The following is a 25,671-nucleotide window of genomic DNA, read 5'->3' as shown; positions in this document are numbered from 1 at the left end:
CAGGAGCGACGCATGATTCTCACGAATAAGGATGAGAGATTGACGCAGGAGGTCATTGGTGCCGGGCAAGTCATGCGCCGGGCTCCGGCCGGTGAGGATAGCCATTTGGCGCACCTCGCTGATAGCGCTGCGGGTATCGAGACTGAGTTGAAGCATGCGTTTTACGAGTTGCGTGGTCTTGTGGGTGAGGTCGGCGGACTGTTGATCCTTGTCCTGGGGACTCGGCAAACGTGCCTCTTTCGCGAACCAACCGCATTGGCGAGATGCACGAAGCGTTGTCACGAGATACAGAACTCTCTCCAGCGCTGCAGCTCCCGCGGCACGGGTCTCTTGGCTGTCAAGGTACGGCACCTGTTGAAGGCGAACGAATTGTGCCGCGGGCTCATCGAATGGGTTTCAAGCCAGTCGTCCGCGTCTTCTGCTTCGTTTTTATACCGGCCGCCTGTCTATGCGTCGTTGGCGGCGGCTCATGCGGCAATAAAAGAGGCGCAGTGGGCTGAGTTGGGGATGGAAATGGTTGATTTTGCGGATGCGTGCTGCGCTCACGGGGGGCACACCCATACGGTGTAGCGAATTTATTCTCATGGGAGACTGTAATGGCGGATTATTCGATCTGGGTTTGTGAATATGCCTATGTAAAGAAATATCATAAAAGCGGCGTCATATATGGGGCGCATAATCAAGGATATGTAAAGTTGCCATACTGTTATGTCGTCATCAAGGGGCGTGACCATGTGGCGATGGTAGATGTCGGCTTCAATCAGAAAGACTATGGCGCAACGTTGGCGACCCGATTTGGTGTTGAAAACTGGCATTCGCCCGCTCAGGTGATGGCGCCGCTCGGGATAAAACCGGATGACGTTGATTCGTGCTTTATCACGCACGCTCACTTTGACCACTTTGGCAATGTCGAAGCATTCCCCAAGGCGACGTTCTACGTTCAGCAGCGCGAAATCTCGAAGTGGGTGTGGGTCATGTCGCTTCCTGAACGGATGCGCTGGATGATGGGGGCGGTGGATAGCGGCGATATCGTTCGTGGCGTTGCGCTTGCCCAGCAAAACCGTCTGGTGACGGTGGACGGCGACATGGACGATGTGCTTCCAGGTATTGATCTGCGTGCTGCATTCGACACGCATACCTATGGCTCCATGTGGGTTGCGGTGCGCAATGATGGCAATGCGGAATCGAATGACAAGTGGGTGTTGGCGGGGGATCTCGTATACATGTTCGAGAACCTGAACGGGGTGGACGACGGCTCTGGCGCAAGTGGCGTTTATACCCCGGTGGGCCTGGCGGTAGGCAGCCAAACCAATCTGGTATTGGCCACCGAGGCCATGATGAAGGCGGTCAATTATGAGAGCCATCGGGTCATACCTATTCATGAGGAACGTCTGAAAGATACTTTCCCTTCACGCATCACATCCGATGGCTTGCGTATTACAGAAATATGCCTTGCCGATGGTGATGAGTCCAGGGTGGGGTAGTCGGAGAACATGATGAATGTGGAGAAAACAGCAGCAATCGTAGGTGTTGGCTTGATTGGTAGTGCGTGGTCGGTGGCGTTTGCACGTGCCGGGTGGCGGGTGCAAATGTACGACGAGCGGGCCGCAGCTTGTGAGGCGTATGGCGCCTGGGCTGACGCCACCTGGGACGCCATGGTGGCGCACAAGCTGGTGACTGCCGCCGACGCGCGCGCGGCCCGTCAACGTGTGACGCTGTGCAGCACCCTGCCGGATGCCCTGGATGGTGCCTGCTATGTGCAGGAATCGGCCGCGGAGACCGTTGAAGTGAAGACATCGCTGTTTTCGCAGCTGGACGGCCTCATCGGCAAGGATACGATCATCGGGTCATCTTCGTCGGGGATCCCCGGCTCGGCATTCACGGAGGAATGCAAGCATCGTGGGCGGATGTTGATCTGTCATCCCGTCAATCCGCCCCACTTGATACCGCTGGTCGAACTGGTGCCTACCCCCTGGACTGATCCAGAGGTGGTTGAGAAGGCGCGGGGGATCATGACGGCCATCGGCCAGACTCCCATCCTGGTGCGGAAGGAAATTGGCGGGTTCGTGCTCAACCGGCTGCAGGGCGCATTACTGAATGAAGCATGGGCGCTATATGAAGACGGGGTGGCCAGCCTGGATGACATAGACGCGACGGTTCGGGACGGCCTGGGTCTGCGATGGGAATTCATGGGGCCTTTTGAGACCATCGATTTGAACGCTCCTGGTGGTATCAGCGACTACGCAAGCCGCTTCCGCCGGATGTATTCAGAGATGAACAATGGCCGCAAGAAGGGGCCGTGGCCCGATGATGTCATCAAAAGAGCGGATGAAGATCGCGCTGCGCTTCTTTCGCGCAGCCAGCTGAAGCCCCGTTCTGAATGGAGAGACGGCTATCTCATGGATCTGGTGGCCTTCCGGAAAGGCATGAAACGCGATTGATGTCTTCGCTGTTGATGATGTGGTTATTGAAAATTGAATTTAAAGTAAGGTGTAGAAATGGCAATCAAATATCTTAAAACTGGCAAATCGGCAAATGAACGCAGGAGCGACGATAGAAAAGTGGAGCAGGCTGTCGCGGGGATTATTGCCGACATTGAAGCAAGGGGCGACGAAGCGGTGCATGAATTGTCGAAAAAGTTCGACGACTTCGATCGTCCTTCGTTCCGGCTTACCGACGGTGAAATCCAGGATCTGATGTCTCAGGTGACCCACCAGCAGAGAACCGATATCGAGTTTGCACAGACCCAGATACGAAATTTTGCTCAGCATCAGAAGGACGCGCTGCTCGACATCGAGGTTGAAACGCTGCCGGGCGTCATTCTCGGGCATCGCAACATCCCGGTCGCATCGGTCGGTTGCTACGTGCCTGGCGGGAAATTCCCGATGGTGGGTTCGGCGCATATGTCCGTTGTGACCGCGTCGGTGGCCGGTGTCAAACGGATCGCTGCGGCCACGCCTCCCTTCAAGGGAAAACCCAACCCGGCCGTGATTGCAGCCATGCACCTTGGGGGGGCGACAGAGATTTACTGCCTCGGAGGGGTGCAGGCTGTGGCCAGTTTTGCAATCGGTACTAAATCGATTGCCCCGGTGGACATGCTCGTGGGCCCAGGCAACGCTTATGTCGCCGAGGCGAAGCGTCAGTTGTTCGGCCATACCGGAATCGACCTTCTCGCAGGGCCGACCGAGACGATGGTCATTGCCGACGATACCGTCGATGGGGAACTGTGCGCCACGGATCTGCTTGGCCAGGCCGAGCATGGCTACAACTCGCCGGCCACGCTCATTACCAACAGCGAAAAACTTGCAAGAGAGACCATGAAAGAGGTGGAGAGGCTGCTGACCATTCTGCCTACAGCCGCCACCGCCTCTGTCTCTTGGCGGGATTACGGCACCGTCGTGCTGTGCGATACGCACGAAGAAATGCTGCAAGTGGCCAACGACAATCCGTCGGAACACGTCCAGGTCATGACGGATCGGGATGATTGGTATTTGGCGCATATGCAGAATTATGGGGCACTGTTTCTGGGGCCTCGCACTAACGTGGCGTATGGCGACAAATGCATTGGTACGAACCATACGCTGCCCACCAAAGGGTCGGGTCGCTACACGGGCGGCCTCTGGGTCGGGAAATTCATAAAAACCCATAGCTACCAGAAAATCCTCACCGACGAGGCGAGCGTGCTGGTCGGCGAATATGGATCCCGGCTGTGCATGCTCGAAGGGTTTGTGGGCCACGCCGAACAGTGCAATATCAGGTTGCGCCGCTATGGCCATAAAGATGTGCCCTATGGCAGTGCGTATGGTGTGCGAGAGAGCTAGCCGTTTGCGAGCCCGAGAGGCACGGAGATCATGCCATGACAGAATTGACGGGTGACCTGCAAGGAAAGCGGGCCTTGGTAACGGGGGCCGGCCGGGGGCTCGGGCGGGCAATTGCGCTCGGGCTGGCCGCCCATGGGATGGACGTGCTTGCCTGCGCCCGCACGAGCGGCGAACTGGACTCTTTGTCGGATGAAATTCGTGCACAGGGCGGCCGATGTGAGGTGCACGTGAGTGATGTGACCGACACATCGGCTTTCTCGAGACTGGTGAATACCCTGCCGCGGCTGGATGTGTTGGTCAATAACGCTGGCACCAACTATCCAGAAGCGTTCACTGACGTATCGGAGGCTCATTTCGATACGATCATGCAACTGAACGTGAAAGCGGCATTTTTTGCGACGCAGGCGGTGGCAGGCAAGATGATCAGAGAAGGCGTCAAGGGCTCGATTGTCAATATTTCGTCGCAAATGGGGAAGACAGGCGCGCCCAACCGCAGCGTGTACTGCGCTTCGAAGTGGGCGCTGGAAGGCATGACCAAGTGTGTTGCGGTCGAATTGGGGGCTTATGGAATCAGAATAAACACTATTTGCCCAACATTCATCGAGACTCCAATGACGAAGCCTTTTCTGGAGAAAAAGGAATTCAAGGATCAAGTATTGAGCAAAATCGCGCTGGGAAGAGTGGGGGAGGCGCGGGAAGTGGTGAGTGCCGTCATTTTTGCGGCAAGTGATGCCTCCAGCCTGATGACGGGAAGCAGCCTGGTAATCGATGGGGGGTGGACTGCGTGGTAATCTATGGCGTCCCAGAGGATCGTCGCTAATGCCCCGCCACAAAGCTCCATCTTCCGTCAAGCCAACAAGGCAACCCACGTTGACTGACGTTGCGGCCTTGGCTGGTGTCAGCACGTCCGCCGTAAGCCGCACATTCACGCCTGGGACGAGCGTAGCCAAGTCGACGCGGGCACTCGTACTGAGCGCGGCGAAAAAGCTTGGTTATCGCCCCAATGCGATTGCCCGGACGCTCTCGACCCGCCGTTCGCACATGATCGGCGTGGTTGTGTGTTATTTGCACAACCAGTTTTATCCCAATGTCATTGAATTGCTGTCGCAGCTTTTACAAGCACGTGGCTACCATATACTGCTGTTCGTCGGCAATGATCGCGGACCGGGAGATAACGCAACCGATGCGCTCATCCACGATATTTTGCAATATCAGGTCGATGGCATCCTGCTTGCCAGTACGACGCTTTCGTCGCTGGTGGCAGCACATTGCCAGGCGGCCCATATCCCGATTGTTCTCTTCAACCGTGTTGCGTCGGTGCAGAGCGCTACTACCGTGGAATCGGACAACTTCCAGGGAGGGCAGCTGGCGGCACGTTTGCTGTTTGAGCGAGGCGCCCGCCGTATCGGTTTTATTGGTGGCGTGGTCGATTCATCCACCTCAAGAGATCGGGAAGCAGGTTTCCTGAGCGGCCTGTCGGCGCTTGGGCTGCCTTTGTTTGCAACGGCATACGGCGACTACGATTTTGATACGGCCAAGGCCGTGGCCATCGACATGTTTCGCCGTCCAGACCCTCCCGATGCGGTATTCGTTGCAAACGACCACATGGCGTTCGCGGTGATGGATGCACTGCGCGGCACCCTGGGGCTGCGTGTGCCTGAAGATGTCCAGGTCGTGGGATTCGACAACGTGCCCCAATCGGGGTGGGGCGGCTATGAACTCACGACGATCGAGCAGGACGCAGAGCGGATGACGCATGCGGCTGTCGAGGCGCTGCTCAACCACATCGAGGCGGGTGCCAGCAGCCCTGCACAGCGTATTGTTACGCCCGTGCGCGTCGTCGAACGATCCAGCACCCGGCCAGCGGTGTGACAGGGCGGCCTTGTGGCGAACAGGCCCGATAGCGTGTGCATAGGCATTGAAGCACTGTCGGCTGGCTGGGCGAAAACGCCTTCGAGCTTGGGCGTGGCGCTGCTAATCTTGTTAATCTATAGTTTTTCCAGGGCGTTCGGGCGGCCTGCCAACTTCATGCGGCAGCACGTCGGCCCTCGTCATTCTTTTCTCTGATTCTGCCTCATGCCCGCCTCTTCTGGTGCCCCCCCGGCTGCCGACCACGATCTGCTGCAGTACGTTGCTTCCGCGCAGCTGCCCACGCCCTGGGCGATTTTTCACATTCATGCCTTCGCCGAGCCCGCCTCGGGCAAAGAGCACGTTGCACTCACCCTGGGCGACGTGGGCACCGACGCCCCGGTGCTCGCGCGCATCCACTCCGAATGCCTCACGGGCGATGCGCTGTTCAGCCAGCGCTGTGACTGCGGCGCGCAGCTTGAGGCAGCCATGCAGCGCATTGCCGAAGAAGGGCGCGGCATCATCCTGTACCTGCGCCAGGAAGGGCGCGGCATCGGGCTGCTGAACAAGATTCGTGCCTACCAGCTGCAAGACCAGGGGGCCGATACCGTCGAGGCCAACGAGCGCCTGGGTTTTCCCGCCGACATGCGCCGCTACGACCTGTGCCGTCCGATGCTGGCGCATTTCGGCATCCGCCGCGTGCGTCTGATGACCAACAATCCGCGTAAAGAGCGGGTGCTGGGCGAACTGGGCATCGAGGTGGTCGAGCACATCCCGCTGCAGGTCAACCGCAACCCGTACAACGAGCAGTACCTGCGCACCAAGGCGCGCAAGCTGGGGCACCAGTTCAAAGAGTATTTCGGCGAGGCGCCCTGAAGCCCCCGCGCCGCGGGCGCGGCGCAGGAAGCCGCCGTGACAGGGCAGCCGCTGCGAGGATGGTGGTGGCGCGGGTAGTGGCCACCGCATGAGCGTACGGGCCCATATGCTTATGCGCCCAGGTTCTGAGAGGCCGATTCCACCACACGCTCATGGATATTACGGATAGTGAAAATCCTGACGTCGTGTTAAAAGATCGGGTGTTGCAGGTCTTCGGTTTCCCAATACGGTCATGCCCCCTTCCTCGCCTCTACCACGGCCTGTGTGATGGTTCTCTCATCAGTCCCCGCTCAGTTGAATGGTAGTCGGCCCGCAGGCCGCGAGGCGGCAATCCTGCTGGCGCCGGGTTCGTCCGATCGCTCGCACATCCTGGCCCTGCTGCGCCTGGGCGATTTTTCCCAAGATGCCTTTCTGGCCACCGACACCGATGGCGCCATCGTCTACATGAACCGCAGTGCCGAGCGCCTGTTCGGTTACCGCCGAGGGGCGGCAATCGGCCTGCCCGTGGGCCGCTTGCTGCCCGACGTGCACGAGGTCAATGCGCGTCTGGATGAAGAAGGCGCACGCAGCACCCTGCTGTGGCGCGGGTGCGGTCAGCACCGGCAGTCCGGGCCGCTGGCGCTGGCGGGGGCCGCCACGCACATCCCTTCACCCTCGGGGCGCAGTCACCTGTACGTCATGCGGCAGCGCCGCGCGGGTCTGGGCGACGGCGATCGCGACCGCCAGGCCGAGCTTGCCTCGCTGGTGTATCGCAATACCAGCGAAGGCATGCTGGTGCTCGATTCCAAGGGGGTGATTCTCGACGTCAACCCGGCGTTCGTCAGCCTGCGTGGACGGGCCGAGGCCGACGTCGTGGGCCAGCACGTGCGCTGTCTCAATTCACCTTGCCACGACCGCGAGTTCTATCGCGCCGTGTGGCGCACCGTCCTGGAAACCGGCAGCTGGCAGGGCGAACACTGGGGGCAGCACGCCAATGGCGAGCTCTATCCCGAATGGCTCAGCATCAATACCTCGTTCACCGAAGACGGCGAAGTGCACCGCCGGGTGATGATCTTCTCCAACATCGCCGAGATCAAACAGGCCGAGGCCATCATCTGGAAGCAGGCCAATTTCGACCGCCTCACCGATCTGCCCAACCGGCAGATGTTCCACGACCGCCTCGAACAAAGCATCCGCAAGGCCCGTCGCTCGGGCGGGCGCATCGGCCTGCTGTTCCTGGATCTCGACCGCTTCAAAGAAATCAACGACACCCTGGGCCACGCCATGGGCGACGAGCTTCTGAAAGAAGCCGCCCGCCGCCTGAGCGCCTGCGTGCGCCAGAGCGACACCGTGGCCCGGCTGGGGGGGGATGAATTCACCGTGCTGCTCGACGACGTGCGCGAGCCGCGCGACATCGAGCGCCTGACGCGCGCCATCCTGCGCTCGCTGGCCGAGCCATTCCACCTGGGGGTCGAGACGGTTTTCGTGTCCACCAGCATCGGCGTCACGTTTTTTCCGGACGACGCCACCGATGCCGAAACGCTGCTCAACAATGCCGACCAGGCCATGTATTCGGCCAAGGCCGACGGGCGCAACCGCAGCCGCTACTTCACCGTCTCGATGCAAGAGCGCGCGCAGACCCGCATGCGCCTGGTCAACGACCTGCACCTGGCGCTCGACCAGCACCAGTTCACCCTGGATTACCAGCCCATCGTCGATCTCGTCAGCGGCCAGGTCATCAAGGCCGAGACCCTGCTGCGCTGGCACCATCCGCTGCGCGGCCTGGTGCCGCCCACCGAATTCATCCCGCTGGCTGAAGAAACCGGCATCATCCGCCCGCTGGGCGACTGGGTCTTTTGCGAAGCCACGCGCCAGGCCGCCGAATGGCGCCAGCGTTTTCGGCAGGACATCCAGGTCAGCGTCAATATTTCACCGGCCCAGCTGCGCCAGGAAGGGCTGGATTTCGCGTTCTGGGGTTCGCACCTCAATACTCTGGGCCTGCCGCCGCAGCAGGTCATCGTCGAGATCACCGAGGGGCTGCTGATCGATTCGGGCGACGACCGCATCCGCCATCAGCTCGAAGCCTTCCGCGAAACCGGCGTGCAGGTGGCCCTCGACGATTTCGGCACGGGCTATTCCTCGTTGTCCTATCTGCGCAAATTTGGCATCGACTTTCTCAAGATCGACCAGTCCTTCGTGGCCAACCTGCATCGCGGCAGCGCCGATCACGCCTTGTGCGAAGCCATCATATTGCTGGCCCACAAGCTGGGCCTGCGCGTGGTGGCCGAGGGCATCGAGACGGCGCGGCAGTACCGGCTGCTGGCCGACGCTGGCTGCGATTACGGCCAGGGCTATCTGTTCTCGCGCCCGCTCGACCCCCGGGCCTTCGAGATACTGCTGGGGGCCGAGGCCGACCTGCGGCCCATCTGAAACGCTGCGGCCGCGCCCCGGGCCGCAGGTCAGCGGGAGCGCTGCTTTTCCAGGCAGTCCGGGCCAGCGGGCAGCACGGCCCAGTGCAGATCGATCATGCGCCCTTTGGGGCCAGACCAGGGGACTTCATCCACACCTTTCCAGGGGGCGGCGTCGTACAGCGCCCGGGTGGCCGCCGCAGGCGCCGCGCGGCCCTGTGCGCTGAAAGCCACCAGTGCGCCGCATTGCAAGGCCGTGCCGGGGGCGAACCAGGGGGATTGCTCGTCGCTGGCGTCGATGTAGACGCGCGTGTTGGGGCCGACGTGTACGGCGATGTTGCCGCCCAGCCAGGTGTTGGAGACCACCACCCGCAAGGGGCGCCCGGGCTGATGGGCCTGCCAGTGCCGCAGGGCCAGGGTGGCCAGGGCGGGGCCGGGGTAGGTCGAGCGCGCCGCCTTGCCGGTGAGTTCAGCCAGGGGGCCGCGCGCGGCGGCGTAGCCCAGCGCCATGACGAGGTGCAGGCTGGCCACCAGGATGAGGATGCGGCGCAGCTGCACGGCCTGCGGGCCGCGCAGCCACCCCAGGCCGAAAAAGCCGAAGAGCACGAAGAAGGTGCTGGCCCAGGAGGCTTCCAGGCGCGAGCCCAGCAGGGCCGAGATGAGCACCGTGGAAAGAAAGGGGGCGAGCCCCACCCAGAGCAGGAACTGACGGTCTGGCACGCTGAAGTCGTGCCAGTAGTGCGAGGCGGCGTGCGTCACGTCGAAGGTCTCGTCATTGGCCGCGTAGCCGGGGGCGCGGTCGCCCGCCCGGTGGCGCCAGAGCGCCCAGAGGGCCAGGGCCAGCACCATCGGGGCCAGGCGCCCGGCCTGATCCAGCGCGAAGGACAGCAGATCGGCCAGCGCCGCCAGGCGCCCGCCCGCCGCCAGCGATTTGTCGGCGTAGAACAGTGGTTCGAAGTGATGCTGATCCAGCCACCACAGGTGCGGGCTGATGACGAGCAGAAAGGCCAGCGTGGCCCATAGCAGGCCCAGCCAGGTGGTGCGGCTGCGCCAGGCGCCGCTGCGCAGCAGGTAGAGGAAGAAGGCGGCAAACTGGATGAGCGCGCTGTACTTGGTCAACAGGGCCAGGCCGCTGACGATGCCCAGCCAGACCCAGTCGCGCACGCGCTGATGGCGGATAGCCCGATAGAACAGCCAGGTGGCCGCCGTGATCGACCACAGCTGCGCCGTATTGTGGTTGTAGATGGTGCCGCGCAGGGCAAAGTAGGCGGTGACCGACACCAGCAGCGTGGCGATGAAGGCCCGGTGTGGCGTGGTGATTTCACGCCCGAGGCGCCAGACGAACCACAGGCCCAGCGCGGAAAAAAGCTGACCCATGAAGAAGGGCAGCCAGATCGGGCGCCCCAGCACTTCGGTGGCGAAGTGCATGAACCACGAGGGCAGGGGCGGGTGCTTGGTGTAGCCCAGCTCAAGGCTGGCGGCCCAGACCAGTTCTTCCATGCCGTCGAGGTCGGGGGCCGCGTGGCTGATGGCGCACAGCACCGTCCACAGGGTGACCATCAGCAGCAGGCACAGCAGCACCAGGGCATTGCCCGGCGGGCGTGCGAGCAGCGGGATTTTCGGGGGCGGGGGCAGCATGGCCGCCAGTATACAAAGTATGGGGTGTCGATAGGCGCTCTTTGGCGGGCCGCATGTTACTCTATCGCCGCAGCTGTGCGCCGGGGCCGACGCACGTCCCTCTGACATCCTGCACAGGTTTCCTCATGACGACTGAAGTCCCCATCATCCGCGCCCGATCCGGGTCGAAATTCACCAGCCCGCAAGGCACGCGCGCCATCAAGGACGGCATGAAGCCCAGCGATCTCAGCGCCGTGCCCGACTCCGCCCCCAAGCCCGCCTGGCTGCGGGTGCGCGTGCCCTCGGGCGAGCGCTACAAAGAAGTGCGCGACATCGTCGAGACGCACAAGCTCAATACGGTGTGCGCCGAATCCAAGTGCCCCAATATCGCCGAATGCTGGGGCCGGGGCACGGCCACCCTGATGCTGATGGGCTCGGTCTGCACGCGCGCCTGCAAATTCTGTGCCGTCAGCACCGGCAACCCGCACGGCTGGCTGGATCACAACGAACCGGCCAGCGTGGCCGACGCCGTGGTGCTGATGCAACTGAAATACGTGGTGCTTACCTCGGTCGATCGCGATGACCTCATCGACGGCGGGGCGGGGCACTATGCGGCCTGTATCCGTGCCATCCACGAACGTTCGCCGCAAACCGCCGTCGAAGCCCTCACGCCCGACTTCCAGGGCAGCCAGGCCAGCATCCGCACCATTCTCGATGCGGGGCTCACCACCTTTGCGCAGAACATCGAAACGGTCGAACGCCTCACCCACGACGTGCGCGACATCCGTGCGGGCTACCGTCAGACGCTCGACGTGCTGGCCTACGCCAAAGAATACGCGCCGCATACGCTCACCAAGACCAGCATGATGCTGGGCCTGGGCGAGACCGACGAAGAAATCGAACAGGCGATGGATGACATCCGCGCCGCCAAGGTCGATATCCTGACGTTTGGTCAGTACATGCGGCCCACGGCCAACCACTTGCCGGTGCGCCGCTTCGTCACGCCCGAACAGTTCCGTGCCTACCGCGACCTGGGCCTGTCCAAGGGCTTTCGCGAAGTCGTGTCGGGCGCCCTGGTGCGCTCCAGCTACCGGGCCGAGCAGGTTTTGCAGAAAGAAAACGTGGGCCTTTAAAAAGGCGCGGGTTTTCGATCCTGGGGCTTCCGGCCACCGGTCGGGGCCGTCGCGGCCCGCTTGCCGATCAGCCGCCCGGCGCCGCCGATTCCACCGACAGGCCCGATTGCCGAATCAGCCGCTCCAGGGCGTCCGCCATCTCGCGGCAGGCGGGGCCAGGAAAGTCGGGCCGCGCAAAAATGCGGTACAGCATGGCGTAGCGGTGACGCCCTTCGCGCAGCGGCAGCGGCACGAGGCGGCCATCGGCCAGCTCGGCGCGGATGCGCAGCTCGGGATACCAGGCAAAGCCCAGCCCCGCGCACGCGGCGTGAATCGAACTGGTCGGGTGGCTGAACGTCCAACGTTGTTCGGCGTCCAGCCAGCCCGCGCTTTGTCGCCGTGTACCCGAATCGCGGATCACCAACTGCCGGTGCTGGCGCAGGTCGCTCCATTCGAGCGCGCGCCCAAGAGCGTGCAGCGGATGCGCGGGCGCGGCCACCGCCACGAAGCGGATCTGCAGCAGCGGCTCGCCGCTGAAGCCTTGCGGGATGCGGGGCGTGATCACCAGATCGGCCTCGCGGCGCAGCAGCGCGTCGTCCGTGCCGCTGAGCACGGTCTCCAGCACTTCGATGCGCGTCGTGGCGCAGTCGGGGCTGAGCGCTTCCAGTGCCTGGAGCAAGAGCCAGTCGGGAAACAGGGCATCGACGGCCAGCCGCAGCAGAGGCTCGCGCCCCTTGGCCAGCTGGCGCGCGGCGGAATCCAGCCCTTGGGCGTGCTCGATCAGCAGCCGCGCCCGCTGCAGCAGCACCTGTCCCGCCGGAGACGGCACCGCGCGCCGCCCTTCCTGGCGGAACACGCGTACACCCAGTTGCTCTTCCAGCTTCTGGATGGCGTAGCTGATGGCCGACTGGCTTTTGCCCAGGGCTTCGGCGGCCTGGGCGTAGCCGCCACAATCGACCACGGCCAGCAAGGCCTGCCAGTAGGCAATCGGGATGATGTCGTTCATGGTGGTGTGATCATATCTAATTTTTAGATCAAACAGCGCTATTTTTGCCATTGTTCATCTAATTATATGATTCATAATGGAGGCCATCTGAAGAACGGAGCTGATCATGTCAACGCGAACCATCACCCGCATTTTGCCGGCCCAGGCCACCCAGGATGGCGCAGGCGTGCGCCTGCTGCGCGCTCTCGGCTACCAGCCGCAAGTGCGCATGGATCCTTTCCTGATGCTGGATGCGTTTTCCTCGGACAATCCTGACGACTATATCGCCGGGTTTCCGCCGCACCCGCATCGCGGCTTTGAGACCATCACCTATATCGTGGACGGGCACATGCGCCACCGCGACCACCTGGGCAACGAGGGCGACCTCAAGGCGGGCGGCGTGCAGTGGATGACCGCCGGGCGTGGCATCATCCACGAAGAAATGCCGCAACAGGAAAACGGCCTGCTGCGCGGCTTCCAGATCTGGCTCAACCTGCCTGCCGCCGAAAAGATGCAGCCCGCGCACTACCGCGACATCCCGGCGGCGGAGATCCGCACGGCCGAGCTGCCCGAAGGCGGCTTCATCAAGCTGATCGCCGGCACCATCCCCTGGGCCACGTGCCCGCTCAAGGGGCCGGGGCAGGGTGCCCGGCCTTCGGCCACGCAGCCGCTCATCGCCGACATCTGCGTCATGGCGGGGCAGTCGGTCGAAATTCCGGTGCCCGCCACGCATCAGGTGCTGCTGTATGTGTTTGAAGGGCAGTTCGATGCGGGCAGTCAGGTGGCGCCTGCGGGCCATAGCGTCTGGTTTGGCCCGCAGGGCGAGGTGGTGCGCATTGCGCCGCCCGCCGGGGCAGCCGATGGCGTGCGCGTGTTGCTGCTGGCGGGCAAGCCCCTGAACGAACCCATCACCCAGTACGGGCCGTTCGTCATGAACACCACGGGCGAAATCGAGCAGGCCTTGCGTGACTACCGCGACGGCGTGCTGGCCGACCCCGCCGTGTCGGCCTGAGCCCCGTTTGCCTGAGTTCTGCCGGGCACCGCCCGGACGGCCCAGGCCGCGACCATCGCCCGGAGCCAGGTTTCGTCCGGTTCCGGGGGCTGAAATGACCTTATTTTTGTTTCCCCGCCTTGCGGCGGGGGGTATCCCTTTGTTTTTCAGGAGTTCTCATGTCTATTCGTGTTCTCGCCATCGGCGGCAGCTTGCGTCAAGGTTCTTTCAATCACCTGCTCTTGCGGCAGGCCCAGCGCCAGGCCCCCGAGGGGATGGTGATCGATATCGCCGATCTGTCGGACATCCCCCTGTATAACGGCGATGTGCAGGCGCAAGGGTTTCCCGCAGCCGTGCAGCGCGTGGCCGCGCAGGTTGCGCAGGCCGACGCCTTGCTGATCGCCACGCCCGAATACAACTACTCGATCTCCGGCGTGCTGAAGAACGCCATCGACTGGCTGTCGCGCGTGCCGGGCACGCCGTTTCAGGGCAAGCCGGTCGCCATCACCAGCGCGTCCATGAGCGGCCTGGGCGGCGCGCGGGCCCAATACCATCTGCGCCAGGTGCTGGTCTATCTGGACGTGCACCCCCTGAACAAGCCCGAGCTGTTCATTTCGGCGGCACACGAGAAATTCAACGCCCAGGGCGAACTGACGGATGCCGCCAGCCGCGCCGGGCTGGATGCCCTGCTGGCCGCGCTGGCGGCGCGCGCCGCGCAGCTGCAGCTGCGTGAACCGGTGGCCGAGGCCGCCTGAGCACCGGGGCGCGGCACCCGCAAACGGCTCGGGCCTGCCCTTGTGCAAGTGGCAGGCCCGGGCGGCCGTTCTCAGCTGGGCTCAGTCGTCCCAGCCGCGGCCCCGGTAGTAGCGGCCTGGCGCCCCGTATTTCTTCCAGTGCTTGCGCTCGTGGCGATCGTAGTGGCCGCGGTCGTTCCAGCCCTGGCGGTAGCCCGGGCCAGGCACGTACACCGGCTGGGGCACGACGACGACCGGTGGGCGGTGATAGTGGCGCGGCGGTGGCGGCGGGTAGTAGTAGCCTGGGCCGCCGACGATGATGCCGGGGATGCCGATGGAGATGCCGACGTCCACATTGCCTGCCTGGGCCGCCGGGCCCGCAGCCAGTGCCCCGGTCAGCAGCGCGATCGCGATGATGCTTTTTTTCATGAGTTCCTCGTCAGAACGCCTGATCTTGTGCCCGGGCGAGCGGCGGTGCGGTGATCGCCGCCGCTCGCCCGGGCGCCGTGTGCAGGCTGCCGTGTGCAGCGTGTTTCCGCACGTGTGGCTCTGATTGTGGCGAAGTCGGTGCCGCTAAGGGTGCACGCTCTGCGAAGAGTGGCATCAAAACGCAACATGTTCGGGATTTGTTGCGTCAATCGGTACAAATGCTCACGCCTGTTGCCCGTGCTGTCTGAAAAACGCCAGGGTGCGATCCCAGGCCAGCGCGGCGGATTCGGGGTGATAGGTGGGGGTGGCATCCCGGCCAAACGAGTGCCCCGCACCTGGGTAGACATGGATGTCTACCTTGGGTTGCGCCGCGCGAATCTGCTCGACATCCGACAACGGGATGGAGCCGTCCGAGCCGCCGAAGTGCATCTGCACCGGGATGCGGGCAGTGTCGTGGCAATGTTTGGCAATGCCGCCGCCATGCCAGCAGACAGCGGCCGTGAAAGTGTCGCTGAGACACGCCATGCGCCAGGACAGATACCCGCCCCAGCAATATCCGGTGAGCAGCTTGACGTGCTGCCCCGACAGCGCCGCGGCCGCCGCCTCGATGTCCAGGCGCGCGATTTCGTCGTGGATGGCGCGCTTGTAGCCCAGCCCGCGCTGGATGTCCTCGGGGCTGTAGCCCAGTTGCAGGCCTTGCTCGGGGGTCGTCTGGCGATCGAACAACGAGGGGCTGATGGCCCGGTAGCCTTGGGCCGCGTAGCGATCCACCATGGATCGGATATAGGGGTTGATGCCGAAGATTTCAGGCAGGACGACGACGCCCGCCGCCGCGTCTTCGGGGCCGTTGACGTAGGCGGCGAACGAGTGACCGTCGCTGGCTGTCAGGGTGATGTCCATGAGTGTGCTCCGTGCTGTTTGAGAAAGGCAGCGCCGAACGCTGCATCTGGACGATCGTACTGCAATGCTCAGGCCAGCCCTAGTCCGCGGGGCGTGACGGGCAGGGTGGGCCGCTGGCACGCCGAAGCCGCTGCTGGAGCCGTCGTGTGCGACGGGAGAGCCCTTCGTGGCGGCACTGTTGTCGATTGTGTCCATGGGTGGCGTTTTAATTTCATTATCCGAAAAATATCGGTATAATCAGAGTTGTAGGGGTCGATTTGGCTTCGACGTGGGTCACAAAACAAGATAGTGCATACCGAGCACCAGTTCGCTCGTAAATCCACTGGAAAACTTTAAACGCCAACGACGAGCGTTTCGCTCTGGCCGCTTAAGCGGTGAGCCGCTGCACTGATTCGCCCTTGGGTCAGGTGGGGTAAAACCCACAGCAGCGTCATCTACAAGGGATCGGGTTCGATCAGGTCACTGGGTCGGGTCTTAAACTAGTGTGAATCGCCGCGGAAGGGCCTGTTGTCCGGCATGATCCAAGGTTAAAACTCAAAGTAGGCCAACTAAGTATGTAGAGCTACTTGCAGAGGGCTTGCGGACGGGGGTTCAATTCCCCCCGGCTCCACCAGTTTTCTTTTTAAAATCAATAACTTGCAATTCTGGCGTGTCATTATTTCGGGGTCATTTGGGGTGGTTTCAGCCTCAGAATGACACGATAAATGACACGCTTTTTATTTGGCCACAGCAAATTTTTCCTCGGCTCTGCTGCCCGCCTGGTCGTCGGCGGACGGCATCCATTTCCCATAGACCCGGATGATCATGGCCCAGTTGCTGTGGCCCATCTGTCGTGCCACCCACATGGGGTGTTCGCCAGCCGACAGCATCATGGATGCATAGGTGTGGCGTGTCTGATAGGGACGCCGGTATCGTACCTGGGCCAGGCGCAACAGCCTCACCCAGTACTTCCGGATTTCCTGATCACCACTCCATCGTGTTCCCTTCACGGGATGGACGAAGACGGGGCCACTGGCCAAGCGTGTGTGCGCTTTCTGAGCCTGCAAAGCGGCACGCGCGGGGCCCAGCATCTTGACCTCGCGCCGACCGGCACGGGTTTTGGTGTCCTCAATCGTTCCTTTCGCTGCTTGTGTCAGGGCTTTATCGACGATGACGACGCCACGGTGGAAGTCAATGTCGTCCCAGGTCAAGGCGACCAGTTCGCTGGTGCGCAGGCCTGACCACAGCGCAAATTGCACCTGATTGGCCATGGGCGGCAGGCATTTCTCAATGATGGCTCGCTGCTCTGCTGGTGTGAAAGGATCGACCGTGTCACGCTTGATCGGTGGCTGGGTCTTTCGGTATGTATATCGTGTCAGCGGGTTGTCGTCCAACAGCTCGTCTTCAACGGCATCGGACAAGGCCTTGCGCAGCACGCTCTGGATGTTTGCCAGACGTTTGTTGCTTGCGTCCATCTCATCCATCCAGTCGCGGAGATCACGGCGTTTGATGTCAGCCAGCTTGATCTGACCCAGACGCGGGATCAGCTGGTAATCCACGATCTTTCGGTAGCCCTCATAGGTGGACGCCTTGAGATGCTTCTCCTGCCCACGCAGCCAGTCGGTCAGATACTTTTCTGTCGTGAGCACTTGGCCCGGAAGGTCGGCAAATCGGGCGGCATTGGAGCTGTCAGGGAAGGTGGCGGCGTAGTCAAAGGTGCCCGCCTCGATGGCCACCAGAATGGCTGCGCGGTGGCGTTCCGCACGTTTCAGATTAGCGGGCGTGGGCTTGAGCCGAATCTTTTCCCTGCACCGGCGGCCCCGGTACTGGAACGTGATTTGAATACTGCTTTCCGAGGCGGCGGCAACACCCCTTCCGTCCCTACCCATGCGTCGTAACCCTCCGTGTCGATCAGAATCCGCCCGTCGGGTGCCTTGACCCATTCGTGGCCCTCACGCCAAACGCCGTCGCGCAGCTTCGTTCGGATGGCGTTTTCTGTATAGCCTGAGAGCTTGGCAAATTGAATGATTGTGATGTAGCGAATGGTCATCTTACTGCCTCGGGTATAAGCCGCCAGTCTCTCAGCGAAATGACTGGCTGGTGCCTGTTTCAGATAAGTGATGTGCAGCTCGTGCGATGTGGGTGGGTTCAGTCAGGCGAGCCCTTTGCTGCGCTCAATCAAAGCATGCACGCTGGCCGCCGTGATGCGACTGGATCGGCTGCCGATCTTGATCAGTTCCAGCTGGCCCTCGTTGACCAGCCGGTAGATGGTGGAGCGAGAGACGCCCAGTTTGTTCTCTGCAACGCAGATACGGTAGAGCAGCGGGCTGCTCGTGGGAGGTTGCGCTGCGTGGATGGTCAGAGTGCTTGCCATTGTCATGCGTCGATCCTTCGAGGTGGCCGGGTGAAAACAGTCAGGCCGATGTCATCAAATGGTTGGTGCCGCTTGGGTAGGCGCCCGGTGGACGTCTGCCAAAGCGGGCTCGCCGGAGCCCTGGGGCCGACCCGCCAAGATGCCGCGATGGGGGTCGGGTGCTTTGATCGCCCCCGGCAGGGCTAGGTGCTGGTCCGGTAGTCCGGGTCACCTGGGTGCTGGGTGCTGCAGTCTTTTCTGCCGTCGTCGTGAAATTACGTCGCCATTTCTGATGGTGGGCATTCTGATGAACGCTCCGGGCGCTTCCGCTCGGGGAAGTCCCCGCAACCTGCAGCCATCCGCGCCCCACGCGAGGGGCCGGCTGCAGATCGCAGATTTCATCGGTTTTGCTTCAACTCCGATGCTTTACAGGTTGCTGCGCAATCGCGTGCCGCGTGATCGGGCAGGGCGCAGTATTCATCGCTTGTGGTTTGTTAAAGAGCGATTCTGCTTGGAGCAGATGGCTAGATTCTTACCAACAGCATAAGTCTTGTCAATAGGCAATTTGTTGGTTGTCTTTACAATCAATTCAAGGCTCTACTGAGGTGTAAACGAGCTTAGCTGATCCCCCTATGCGTGAGCGCTACGCGTGAAGGGCAATTTGTTTGGGCTTGTGACCACTGGCGTGTGGTCGGCCGATCTTGTAATCTGCCTCACGTCCTATGGGTGGGACACCGCGTCATGGTTCAGGTTGGTTCAGCTTGTTTCATACGCGCAGTGTGGTTATATGACCTGCGGTTACAAGTTCGCGTGTGAGTGCTGAACTTTACCGTCATGGCTCGGTACAAACGGGTATCTCTCGTCGCCTCGATATAACGGATTTATCTTATAGAATCCATGTAGCTAACATGGTTATGGAAGCATATGCCCGATTTTCAGCCTGTCCGTGAAGCCTGTGCCGTGATGGGCGGGATGACCAAGCTCGCCAACAAATTGGGCGTGCCGGTGCCTGTCGTCAGCGGCTGGGCGGCCGGCAGTCGCCCAGTGCCGATCATTCGCTGCGTCGAGATCGAGGAGCTGACCGGCGGAGAGGTCACTCGGAAGCAGCTACGTCCGGACGACTGGTGGCAGATCTGGCCGGAGTTGCGGGGAGAGGGGTGACGAGTGACGAGTGACTTATCTCTTGTACTCGCACTTGCGTGACTGAGATTGTCGAGCGGATATCGCGCGTGATGAACCAGGTGAATACGGCGGCGCCCAGTGCGAAATACACGAGGTAGCCTGCCAGCTGGTCGGCCAGGCGCTGTACTGGTGCGCGTGAACGTTCGGCTTGCTCTACCGCCTCGATGATCTTGCCGAAGCTCGTATGCGGCCAATGTGCTCGGCGCAGATCTCAAGCGCACCAGACTAGTTGATTGATCCTGCGAAAACTGAATCATCCCGGGAATCGCGGAGGCTGTTTGGTTAAAGTGAAACTGCCTCATCAAGCCATGCTGACTCGAAGGGCCTGCAGGTGGTGGTGCGTGGTGTGTCGTTACAGTTCCTGCTGAAGGCTCCGAGCTGGCCTCGGCCTGCTTTGCTGACGGAGCAGAGCCAAGTGGCGACATGGTCAACGGCTTATTTCCGTTGTTGCAGATCGACTTCCTTCTGCAACTGCAATACCTTGGAGGGCCATGTGCTTTTGATGTACGCGAGTACGGCTGTGATTTCCTCATCGGATAGAGACTTGCTAAACGCTGGCATATCGCTCTCATATCCTGGAGGTGCTGTCCTTCCTGGAACTAGGCCGTTTTTGACGATGTCGGTCAAGATCGCGTCGGGATGGTGCCAGGTGTGACCTGTCTTGTCGTGCGGTGGCGCAGGTAGCCTGCCGTTAGGCAGGCGTTCGCGCCAGTTGGGTTGCCCTTGAAGTGATGCACCGTGGCAGGCCGCGCAATTATTCGCGTAGATGGCCTTACCCTGCACGACAAGTGCCCGGTTGGTTGGTTCGATGAATATGGGGCCAGACGGCTGCGTCAGGCTGTATAGCGCAGCGACGGCACCGATTGCGACGGTACCGATCGCCCCAAGGATCAGTATTTTCTTTGGCATCTCTGTATAGCGAATTAGCTGACCTTCACCTTGCCGACCATTCCCGCCTCCATGTGGCCGGGAATGAGGCAAGCGAAGTCAACGGTGCCGGCCTGATCGAACTGCCATACCAGTCCGCCGCGTTTGCCCGGGCCAAGGGTAATCATATTAGGCTCGGCATGCTGCATGCCCGGCATTTTTTGCATCTGAGCTGCGTGCGCTTTCAGCTTTGCTATGGAACCGATCACCATCTCGTGAGCAATTTTCCCCTTGTTCTTGATAAAGAAGCGAACGGTCTCCCCAGCTTTGACTTGAATATCGCTTGGCGTAAACCGCATGGAGTCATCCATCGTGAGCTCGATCGTACGGGTGACTTTGGCAGAATCGCCAGGCTGGCCAACGGGTGAGGCTGCTTTAGTCATGGTGGACATGTCGTGACCCGGCATGCCGTGTTCTGGCGCTGCGTGCCCGCCGGTGTGATTGCCGGCCGCCAGCGAAAGTGCGGGCAGTATGCTCAGGGCGAGGATGGATAAGGTTTTTTTCATCATGGATACTCTCTCGGAGTGGGTTGGGTGAGGCGACTGGTTTAAGCCGCCTATGTAAAAACGCAAAATCAGAAGCGGAAACTCAAGCCGGCCACGAACCGGGTTTCCTGCTTGGGCTCGCCTTCCGCCCGTGCATAGTCCGCTGTTTTCCCGAACTTTCCAGACCACTCGACGCCGACATAGGGAACAAACTGGCGCGTGACTTCGTATTTCAGGCGCAAGCCCGCTGTTCCGTCGCTCACGCCACTACCGATACCCCTGCGCTCGTCGTCCTTGCCGTAGATGTTGGCTTCCACACTCGGCTGAAGGTAGAGTTTCTGGGTCAGCAAGATGTCGTAGCTGGTCTTTAGCCACAGTGCGGTGCGCCCGCTCGGGCCGACATAGGCGGTGGCATCCACGTCAAACCAATAGGGTGCAAGCCCCTTGAAGCCAAACGCCAGCCATTGCCGGTTCGGCTCCCCTTGCCCGTAGTCAAAGCGAACCCCTAGTTCCGTATCCCAGAAAGTGGCAATCGCATGGTGCCAGAGCAGTTGCGTCTTGGATTCTCGCAGCTTGCCGCTTGCGACCTCGCCTTCGGCCTTCAGCGCTGCCCGGTTATAGGTGCCGCCATACCAGGCTTCGCCTTCATAGGCTGCCCACTCGTTGCCTCGGGCTCTGACGTACTCCAGCCGGTCGAAGGTGACTGAGCCGAAGTTGTGCATATCCGACATGACCAGTGCCTCGGAGGGTGGCAGCGCGTATTTGCCTGCATTACGCACGTAACCGTCAGAGTAGCCATTGGGATCGCGGGCATCGGGCGGTGCCGAGCCACCTTGCATCTGCATAGCGCCGTGATCCATGCCTCCACCGCCCTGGCTCATCGAACCCATGTTGTGGGCAGCTGCTGGCACATTGGAAGGGGAGGCGTCGTGCGTCATACCCTGCATGGCAGGCATCGTCTTGTCTGGGCTGGTTTGCTTCTGAGATGGTTTGGTCGCGCCGTGATCTTTCGCTTGCGCCGTACCTGCCTCATGGTCCATGTTGGACATGTCCATCGAACTATGGTCCATGGTGGACATGTCCATCGAACCGTGATCCATGGATGCCTGCGCATAGGCAAACATGGGTATGACACCGATAGTAACAACTGCTGCGGCGAGGAGTTTTTTCTTCAAGCTGTGGTTCATGATGTAGGTGCTCGATGGGCTGATTGCGCGCTTCATGCCACCACCACTTCGCGGAACATTCCCGCATCCATGTGCAGCATCAGGTGGCAGTGCCATGCCCAGCGTCCCAGCGCGTCGGCGGTGACCAAAAAGCTGATGCGCTGCGCTGGTTGTACGGGAATCGTGTGGCGTCGGGCCTGGAACTGCCCGTCGGGCGCTTCCAGCTCACTCCACATGCCGTGCAGGTGCATGGGGTGTGTCATCATGGTGTCGTTGTGCAGGATGACTCTGACCCGCTCGCCGTAACGGAAGTGAACTGGGGTCGATTTTCCGTACTCCACCCCGTCAAATGACCAGGCGTAGCGTTCCATGTTCCCGGTTAGATGGAGCTCGACCTCACGCTCAGCACCGCGCGGGTCCAGCGGACCGTCCACGGTGTGCAGGTCAGACAGCGTAAGCACCCGCCTCCCGTTATTGCGTAGCCCGATTCCGGGATCGTCCAGATTGGTGCGTGGCATATCCACGTGCATGTCGGTACTTGCGCCGTATTCGGTCCTCGCGTGGCGGACCTGCGTGCTTGCACCTGCCGCAGGCATTGCGCTATGGTCCATACCAGCCATACTCGCCATGCCTGCATGATTCATGCCTTGCATGCCAGGCATGCTCCCATGATTCATCCCGGCCATATTGCCGCCCATTGTGGCCATCCCGTCATGGTTCATACCGCTCATGGAAGGTTGACCTGCTGCCCCGTGGTTCATCCCCGCCATGCCCCCGCCCATCGCACCCATCATGTCGGCCATGGTGAGCCATTCCGCGGGATCGAGCGCAGGCACTGGCGCCTTGAGGCCAGCCTGTGTGGCGAGCGTTCCACGTGCGTATCCGGTGCGATCCATGGCCTGCGCAAAAACGGTATATGCATCGTCCTTGGGCTGCACCAGCACGTCGTAAGTCTCGCCGGGGCCGAAGCGGAACTCGTCGACCGTCACTGGCTCCACATTCACACCATCGGCCTGCACCACAGTCAGGCCAAGGCCCGGGATGCGCACATCATAGAATGTGTTGGCCGCACCGTTGATAAAGCGTAGCCGCACCCGCTCTCCGGGTCGAAAGAGCCCCGTCCAGTTGCCCGCAGGCGTTGTGCCGTTCATCAGATAGGTCAGCACGTTCGCGGACAGGTCGGCCAGGTCCGTGGGACTCATGCGCATCTCGTTCCACATCTTGCGCTTGCCCACCGCAGCCTTCAGGCTCGTGTAGGACACGTCACGAAAGAAGTCCACGGCGGTGGGTTGGTTGTAGTTGTAGTAGTCGCCTTGAGTTTTGAGATTGGCGAGCACCCGCATCGGATCTGTGTCGGTCCAATCTGAAAGTTGGACGACGTACTCGCGATCTGCGCGGATCGGGTCGGCTTGCGCGGGATCGATGATGATTGCCCCATAGACGCCCGTTGCCTCCTGCATGCCCGAGTGCGAGTGATACCAGTACGTGCCGCTTTGCTGCACCTCGAACCGATAGGTGAAGGTCGCGCCAGGCGGGATCCCCGCAAAGCTGATGCCCGGCACGCCATCCATTTGAAAAGGCAGGATGATCCCGTGCCAATGAATCGATGTAGCTTCCTTCAGGCGGTTCCGCACGCGAATGGTCACTGTGTCACCCTCGCGCCAGCGCAGCGTGGGCGCCGGTAGCGATCCATTGATTGTGGTGGCGGTACGCGGACGTCCAGTGAAGTTCACCGGCGACTCGCTGATTTCCAGGTTAAATTCGGTGCCTTTGAGTATCGGTGCCGAACCACTGCTCGTCCCATTCGAGCGCAGCGCGGCTGCCCGGGTGAGAGGTGACAGGCCCAGCAACACACCTCCCGCCACAAGTCCCTGGACAAAGCGGCGGCGAGGCAGAGTGGGGAAAGGGACGGCAAGCGTAGGTGGACGTTTCACGCGAGAGAATCCTGTAGTGAATTATTGAACTAACCGTGTTCATCGGTTGGATTGATTCAGTTGAATTCAATCTGTCCAAGCACGGCGTCCCACACTTTACGCAGGGGCGGTTGTCGGTGAGATGACGGCCGGATTACATTTTCGTAATCTGAGAAGTTTTAGTCCCTGGGCCGATTCAAACAGATGGAAGGAGAGCCCGCACAGGTGGCGGACAACCTGCCCCATAAGTCCACTTTTTCCTGGCCGGAGTTCGCTCTTTGAGATGGTGTGGGGCCGTCTCCGCGCTCAGGAGTACCAGCGCAGAAACGCTGCGCTCGAAAGTGCCACGATTGCGAGGCCTGTCAGCACTCCCCAGATGCGTATTGCGCGCGAACCTGCACGAATTATCCCGTCGCGAAGCGAGAAGATAATAAGCGCGCAAGCGCCTATGGCAGAGATGATCTTGATGGCGAGTGCCACCATTGCGACGCCGTGGAGAGCGGGAAGCTGTCCGTAAAAGTGCAGACTTACAAGCCCGAATGATAGGCCGCTTATAATCTGGACGGACCAGCCGGCAAGCGCAAACCATAGGGTGTTGCGTAGCAGCAGGCGTCCGGAGACGATCGGATAGAGAGGGCTGGCAAGAACAAGTACCGCGCCGAAGTTGTGCGCCACTTGGGTGAGCGCGTAAAGGAGATCTTGCCCGTTCATCGCGTCTACCCGATGTGCACATTCACGCAGGCCTTCGCCCCCGTCTGGATGTGGGCTCGGTTGGCTACATCGACGCAGACCGTGTGCTTGCCTGCCGGGAGGTCCAGTCCTTGAAGGGTGAAGCTTCCCTGCAGTTGACGCGTTTGCCCGACCTGCTCGCCATCCACATAGACGTGCAAATGATCGACTTCTGGGCCCGGTGACGCGCGGTAGCTAAACGAATCGGAGCCCCCCGCACTCAGCGTCACCGCGGGTGGGATGCTTGCCGCAGTGCCTGTTGAGGCGGCAGTGGGCGGGGTCAGCAGCGCCAGGGCTGATGAGAACAGGGGAACGAGGAGGGTTGAGGCTTTGATAGGCATCGTATCGATTCCATTGTTCAGGTTTGACGTGCTGATTTTACAAACGGCAGGTATCCATCCCTGGCATAACCAATATAAGAACAGGGCATTACAAATTTGTAATCAAGCGGTCATGCGAATGACAGCAGCGTTGCGCTAAGGTTTCACACTGGGCGATGTCTCTGGCGAAGGGGATCGCGTCACGGCAAAGGCTGGTAGTTTTGAGGAGTTGCCCCATGAAGCTGCTCGTGGTTGAAGACGAGACCAAGACAGGGGATTACCTAAAGCAGGGGTTGACCGAGTCGGGATTCGTCGTGGATCTGGTGCGCTCGGGTCTGGATGGCCACCATTTCGCGCTGACGGGGTCTTACGATCTCATCATCCTGGACGTGATGCTGCCAGATGTGGACGGCTGGCGGATTATCCAGGCGCTGCGCGATGCAAAATCTTTCACGCCGGTGCTCTTTCTCACCGCGCGGGATAGCGTGGAGGATCGGGTCAAGGGGCTGGAGCTTGGTGCTGACGATTACCTGGTGAAGCCCTTCGCGTTTTCCGAGCTTCTTGCCCGGGTACGTACTTTGCTGCGGCGAAGCGCTGTCCTGGTCCTGGATCACTTGCAGGTCGCGGATCTCGTCCTCGATATCCCCCGGCGCCGGGCTGAGCGCCAAAACGTGCGCATCAACTTGACGAACAGGGAATTCGCGCTGCTGGAACTCTTGGTGCGCCGGCAGGGCGAGGTCTTACCCCGTTCGTTGATCGCCTCTCAGGTGTGGGACATGAATTTCGACAGCGATACCAACGTCATTGATGTGGCAGTGCGCCGGCTACGGGCGAAGATCGATGATGACTTCGAGCCCAAACTTATTCACACGGTGCGCGGCATGGGCTATATGCTGGACGTGAATCAGACGGATTAA

25 protein-coding genes and 1 other RNA gene are annotated in these 25,671 nt (G+C 61.2%); 14 read left to right on the top strand and 12 right to left on the bottom strand.

Annotated features, from left to right (window positions below; all coding sequences use genetic code 11):
• Nucleotides 1-12: 12 nt before the first annotated feature.
• The 8 genes from CCA01S_RS01935 (at nucleotide 13) to CCA01S_RS01900 (ending at nucleotide 8,954) form a co-directional block, all read left to right on the top strand.
• A complete protein-coding gene (locus CCA01S_RS01935; RefSeq protein WP_066453282.1) occupies nucleotides 13-570 on the top strand; it encodes a hypothetical protein in 558 nt (185 codons plus the stop codon).
• Between the two features lie 26 nt (nucleotides 571-596).
• Nucleotides 597-1,484, top strand: a complete 888-nt coding sequence (locus CCA01S_RS01930) for an N-acyl homoserine lactonase family protein (RefSeq protein WP_066453279.1) — start codon at nucleotides 597-599, stop codon at nucleotides 1,482-1,484.
• Between the two features lie 9 nt (nucleotides 1,485-1,493).
• Nucleotides 1,494-2,441, top strand: a complete 948-nt coding sequence (locus CCA01S_RS01925; protein ID WP_066453277.1) for a 3-hydroxyacyl-CoA dehydrogenase — start codon at nucleotides 1,494-1,496, stop codon at nucleotides 2,439-2,441.
• A 57-nt stretch (nucleotides 2,442-2,498) separates the two neighbouring features.
• Entirely contained in the window at nucleotides 2,499-3,821 is a 1,323-nt protein-coding gene (hisD, locus tag CCA01S_RS01920; protein WP_066453275.1) for a histidinol dehydrogenase, read from the top strand.
• Between the two features lie 35 nt (nucleotides 3,822-3,856).
• A complete protein-coding gene (locus CCA01S_RS01915; protein ID WP_066453273.1) occupies nucleotides 3,857-4,612 on the top strand; it encodes an SDR family NAD(P)-dependent oxidoreductase in 756 nt (251 codons plus the stop codon).
• Nucleotides 4,613-4,691: 79 nt separating this feature from the next.
• On the top strand, nucleotides 4,692-5,693 hold the full coding sequence (locus CCA01S_RS01910; RefSeq protein ID WP_232304944.1) for a LacI family DNA-binding transcriptional regulator: 1,002 nt from the start codon (nucleotides 4,692-4,694) through the stop codon (nucleotides 5,691-5,693).
• Between the two features lie 204 nt (nucleotides 5,694-5,897).
• Entirely contained in the window at nucleotides 5,898-6,545 is a 648-nt protein-coding gene (gene ribA / locus CCA01S_RS01905) for a GTP cyclohydrolase II (protein ID WP_066453262.1), read from the top strand.
• 267 nt (nucleotides 6,546-6,812) lie between these two features.
• Nucleotides 6,813-8,954, top strand: coding sequence for a putative bifunctional diguanylate cyclase/phosphodiesterase (locus CCA01S_RS01900; RefSeq protein WP_084386335.1), 2,142 nt, complete (start codon nucleotides 6,813-6,815; stop codon nucleotides 8,952-8,954).
• A 29-nt stretch (nucleotides 8,955-8,983) separates the two neighbouring features.
• Here the strand turns inward: CCA01S_RS01900 and CCA01S_RS01895 are convergent, their stop codons facing one another.
• Nucleotides 8,984-10,570: a glycosyltransferase family 39 protein gene (locus CCA01S_RS01895; RefSeq protein ID WP_066453257.1), complete on the bottom strand. Its 1,587-nt coding sequence runs from the start codon at nucleotides 10,568-10,570 to the stop codon at nucleotides 8,984-8,986.
• 125 nt (nucleotides 10,571-10,695) lie between these two features.
• Here CCA01S_RS01895 and lipA point away from each other — a divergent pair, with 125 nt between their 5' ends.
• Nucleotides 10,696-11,682, top strand: coding sequence for a lipoyl synthase (gene lipA, locus CCA01S_RS01890; RefSeq protein WP_066453255.1), 987 nt, complete (start codon nucleotides 10,696-10,698; stop codon nucleotides 11,680-11,682).
• Between the two features lie 67 nt (nucleotides 11,683-11,749).
• Here lipA and CCA01S_RS01885 read toward each other — a convergent pair whose 3' ends face one another.
• Nucleotides 11,750-12,667 (bottom strand): LysR family transcriptional regulator, encoded by a 918-nt coding sequence (locus tag CCA01S_RS01885; protein ID WP_066453252.1) that lies wholly within the window; start codon nucleotides 12,665-12,667, stop codon nucleotides 11,750-11,752.
• Nucleotides 12,668-12,773: 106 nt separating this feature from the next.
• Between CCA01S_RS01885 and CCA01S_RS01880 the strand changes: the two genes are divergently transcribed.
• Both CCA01S_RS01880 and CCA01S_RS01875 read left to right on the top strand, forming a co-directional pair.
• Nucleotides 12,774-13,658, top strand: a complete 885-nt coding sequence (locus CCA01S_RS01880) for a pirin family protein (protein ID WP_066453249.1) — start codon at nucleotides 12,774-12,776, stop codon at nucleotides 13,656-13,658.
• A 158-nt stretch (nucleotides 13,659-13,816) separates the two neighbouring features.
• Nucleotides 13,817-14,392, top strand: coding sequence for an NADPH-dependent FMN reductase (locus CCA01S_RS01875; protein WP_066453247.1), 576 nt, complete (start codon nucleotides 13,817-13,819; stop codon nucleotides 14,390-14,392).
• Nucleotides 14,393-14,473: 81 nt separating this feature from the next.
• Here the strand turns inward: CCA01S_RS01875 and CCA01S_RS01870 are convergent, their stop codons facing one another.
• The gene (locus CCA01S_RS01870) at nucleotides 14,474-14,800 is read right to left on the bottom strand and encodes a hypothetical protein (RefSeq protein ID WP_084386333.1); all 327 of its coding nucleotides are present in this window, start codon (nucleotides 14,798-14,800) and stop codon (nucleotides 14,474-14,476) included.
• A 222-nt stretch (nucleotides 14,801-15,022) separates the two neighbouring features.
• A complete protein-coding gene (locus CCA01S_RS01865) occupies nucleotides 15,023-15,700 on the bottom strand; it encodes a dienelactone hydrolase family protein (protein WP_066453241.1) in 678 nt (225 codons plus the stop codon).
• A gap of 248 nt (nucleotides 15,701-15,948) precedes the next feature.
• Here CCA01S_RS01865 and ssrA point away from each other — a divergent pair.
• Nucleotides 15,949-16,313, top strand: a transfer-messenger RNA (tmRNA) gene (gene ssrA, locus CCA01S_RS01860).
• 103 nt (nucleotides 16,314-16,416) lie between these two features.
• On the opposite strand, the gene CCA01S_RS01855 is transcribed toward ssrA, so the two are convergent.
• The 3 genes from CCA01S_RS01855 to CCA01S_RS01850 form a co-directional block, all read right to left on the bottom strand.
• Complete coding sequence (locus tag CCA01S_RS01855) at nucleotides 16,417-17,517, bottom strand: Arm DNA-binding domain-containing protein (RefSeq protein WP_501161909.1); 1,101 nt, start codon at nucleotides 17,515-17,517, stop codon at nucleotides 16,417-16,419.
• A complete protein-coding gene (gene xisR / locus CCA01S_RS16400; protein ID WP_501161908.1) occupies nucleotides 17,448-17,729 on the bottom strand; it encodes an excisionase family protein in 282 nt (93 codons plus the stop codon). The genes CCA01S_RS01855 and xisR overlap by 70 nt, the downstream gene beginning before the upstream one ends.
• Nucleotides 17,730-17,831: 102 nt before the next feature.
• Nucleotides 17,832-18,059 carry a helix-turn-helix transcriptional regulator gene (locus tag CCA01S_RS01850; protein ID WP_084386331.1) on the bottom strand — a complete coding sequence of 76 codons (228 nt, stop codon included), beginning with the start codon at nucleotides 18,057-18,059 and terminating at the stop codon, nucleotides 17,832-17,834.
• 897 nt (nucleotides 18,060-18,956) lie between these two features.
• Here CCA01S_RS01850 and CCA01S_RS01845 point away from each other — a divergent pair.
• On the top strand, nucleotides 18,957-19,193 hold the full coding sequence (locus tag CCA01S_RS01845) for a transcriptional regulator (protein WP_066453235.1): 237 nt from the start codon (nucleotides 18,957-18,959) through the stop codon (nucleotides 19,191-19,193).
• Between the two features lie 456 nt (nucleotides 19,194-19,649).
• Here the strand turns inward: CCA01S_RS01845 and CCA01S_RS01840 are convergent, their stop codons facing one another.
• The 5 genes from CCA01S_RS01840 to CCA01S_RS01820 form a co-directional block, all read right to left on the bottom strand.
• Nucleotides 19,650-20,123: a c-type cytochrome gene (locus CCA01S_RS01840; RefSeq protein ID WP_066453232.1), complete on the bottom strand. Its 474-nt coding sequence runs from the start codon at nucleotides 20,121-20,123 to the stop codon at nucleotides 19,650-19,652.
• 14 nt (nucleotides 20,124-20,137) lie between these two features.
• The gene (locus CCA01S_RS01835) at nucleotides 20,138-20,647 is read right to left on the bottom strand and encodes a cupredoxin domain-containing protein (protein WP_066453480.1); all 510 of its coding nucleotides are present in this window, start codon (nucleotides 20,645-20,647) and stop codon (nucleotides 20,138-20,140) included.
• Nucleotides 20,648-20,715: 68 nt separating this feature from the next.
• The gene (locus CCA01S_RS01830; protein ID WP_066453231.1) at nucleotides 20,716-21,849 is read right to left on the bottom strand and encodes a copper resistance protein B; all 1,134 of its coding nucleotides are present in this window, start codon (nucleotides 21,847-21,849) and stop codon (nucleotides 20,716-20,718) included.
• Nucleotides 21,846-23,726, bottom strand: coding sequence for a copper resistance system multicopper oxidase (locus CCA01S_RS01825; RefSeq protein ID WP_066453229.1), 1,881 nt, complete (start codon nucleotides 23,724-23,726; stop codon nucleotides 21,846-21,848). Before CCA01S_RS01825 ends, CCA01S_RS01830 begins: the two co-directional genes overlap by 4 nt.
• Before the next feature lie 285 nt (nucleotides 23,727-24,011).
• A complete protein-coding gene (locus tag CCA01S_RS01820) occupies nucleotides 24,012-24,416 on the bottom strand; it encodes a hypothetical protein (RefSeq protein ID WP_066453228.1) in 405 nt (134 codons plus the stop codon).
• Nucleotides 24,417-24,990: 574 nt separating this feature from the next.
• Here CCA01S_RS01820 and CCA01S_RS01810 point away from each other — a divergent pair.
• Nucleotides 24,991-25,671 (top strand): heavy metal response regulator transcription factor, encoded by a 681-nt coding sequence (locus CCA01S_RS01810; RefSeq protein ID WP_066453224.1) that lies wholly within the window; start codon nucleotides 24,991-24,993, stop codon nucleotides 25,669-25,671.

Origin of the sequence: Castellaniella caeni NBRC 101664 (assembly GCF_001592225.1) — a bacterium.
Taxonomy (GTDB): domain Bacteria; phylum Pseudomonadota; class Gammaproteobacteria; order Burkholderiales; family Burkholderiaceae_B; genus Castellaniella; species Castellaniella caeni.
This window is presented reverse-complemented; position numbering and strand designations above follow the sequence as displayed.

Bases quoted from the DNA above. Each gene is read 5' to 3' on its own strand.
- CCA01S_RS01935 (WP_066453282.1), top strand. From the start codon at position 13: ATGATTCTCACGAATAAGGATGAGAGATTGACGCAGGAGGTCATTGGT.
- CCA01S_RS01930 (WP_066453279.1), top strand. From the start codon at position 597: ATGGCGGATTATTCGATCTGGGTTTGTGAATATGCCTATGTAAAGAAA.
- CCA01S_RS01925 (WP_066453277.1), top strand. From the start codon at position 1,494: ATGATGAATGTGGAGAAAACAGCAGCAATCGTAGGTGTTGGCTTGATT.
- hisD (WP_066453275.1), top strand. From the start codon at position 2,499: ATGGCAATCAAATATCTTAAAACTGGCAAATCGGCAAATGAACGCAGG.
- CCA01S_RS01915 (WP_066453273.1), top strand. From the start codon at position 3,857: ATGACAGAATTGACGGGTGACCTGCAAGGAAAGCGGGCCTTGGTAACG.
- ribA (WP_066453262.1), top strand. From the start codon at position 5,898: ATGCCCGCCTCTTCTGGTGCCCCCCCGGCTGCCGACCACGATCTGCTG.
- CCA01S_RS01900 (WP_084386335.1), top strand. From the start codon at position 6,813: ATGGTTCTCTCATCAGTCCCCGCTCAGTTGAATGGTAGTCGGCCCGCA.
- CCA01S_RS01895 (WP_066453257.1), bottom strand. From the start codon at position 10,570: ATGCTGCCCCCGCCCCCGAAAATCCCGCTGCTCGCACGCCCGCCGGGC.
- lipA (WP_066453255.1), top strand. From the start codon at position 10,696: ATGACGACTGAAGTCCCCATCATCCGCGCCCGATCCGGGTCGAAATTC.
- CCA01S_RS01885 (WP_066453252.1), bottom strand. From the start codon at position 12,667: ATGAACGACATCATCCCGATTGCCTACTGGCAGGCCTTGCTGGCCGTG.
- CCA01S_RS01880 (WP_066453249.1), top strand. From the start codon at position 12,774: ATGTCAACGCGAACCATCACCCGCATTTTGCCGGCCCAGGCCACCCAG.
- CCA01S_RS01875 (WP_066453247.1), top strand. From the start codon at position 13,817: ATGTCTATTCGTGTTCTCGCCATCGGCGGCAGCTTGCGTCAAGGTTCT.
- CCA01S_RS01870 (WP_084386333.1), bottom strand. From the start codon at position 14,800: ATGAAAAAAAGCATCATCGCGATCGCGCTGCTGACCGGGGCACTGGCT.
- CCA01S_RS01865 (WP_066453241.1), bottom strand. From the start codon at position 15,700: ATGGACATCACCCTGACAGCCAGCGACGGTCACTCGTTCGCCGCCTAC.
- xisR (WP_501161908.1), bottom strand. From the start codon at position 17,729: ATGACCATTCGCTACATCACAATCATTCAATTTGCCAAGCTCTCAGGC.
- CCA01S_RS01850 (WP_084386331.1), bottom strand. From the start codon at position 18,059: ATGACAATGGCAAGCACTCTGACCATCCACGCAGCGCAACCTCCCACG.
- CCA01S_RS01845 (WP_066453235.1), top strand. From the start codon at position 18,957: ATGCCCGATTTTCAGCCTGTCCGTGAAGCCTGTGCCGTGATGGGCGGG.
- CCA01S_RS01840 (WP_066453232.1), bottom strand. From the start codon at position 20,123: ATGCCAAAGAAAATACTGATCCTTGGGGCGATCGGTACCGTCGCAATC.
- CCA01S_RS01835 (WP_066453480.1), bottom strand. From the start codon at position 20,647: ATGAAAAAAACCTTATCCATCCTCGCCCTGAGCATACTGCCCGCACTT.
- CCA01S_RS01830 (WP_066453231.1), bottom strand. From the start codon at position 21,849: ATGAAGCGCGCAATCAGCCCATCGAGCACCTACATCATGAACCACAGC.
- CCA01S_RS01820 (WP_066453228.1), bottom strand. From the start codon at position 24,416: ATGAACGGGCAAGATCTCCTTTACGCGCTCACCCAAGTGGCGCACAAC.
- CCA01S_RS01810 (WP_066453224.1), top strand. From the start codon at position 24,991: ATGAAGCTGCTCGTGGTTGAAGACGAGACCAAGACAGGGGATTACCTA.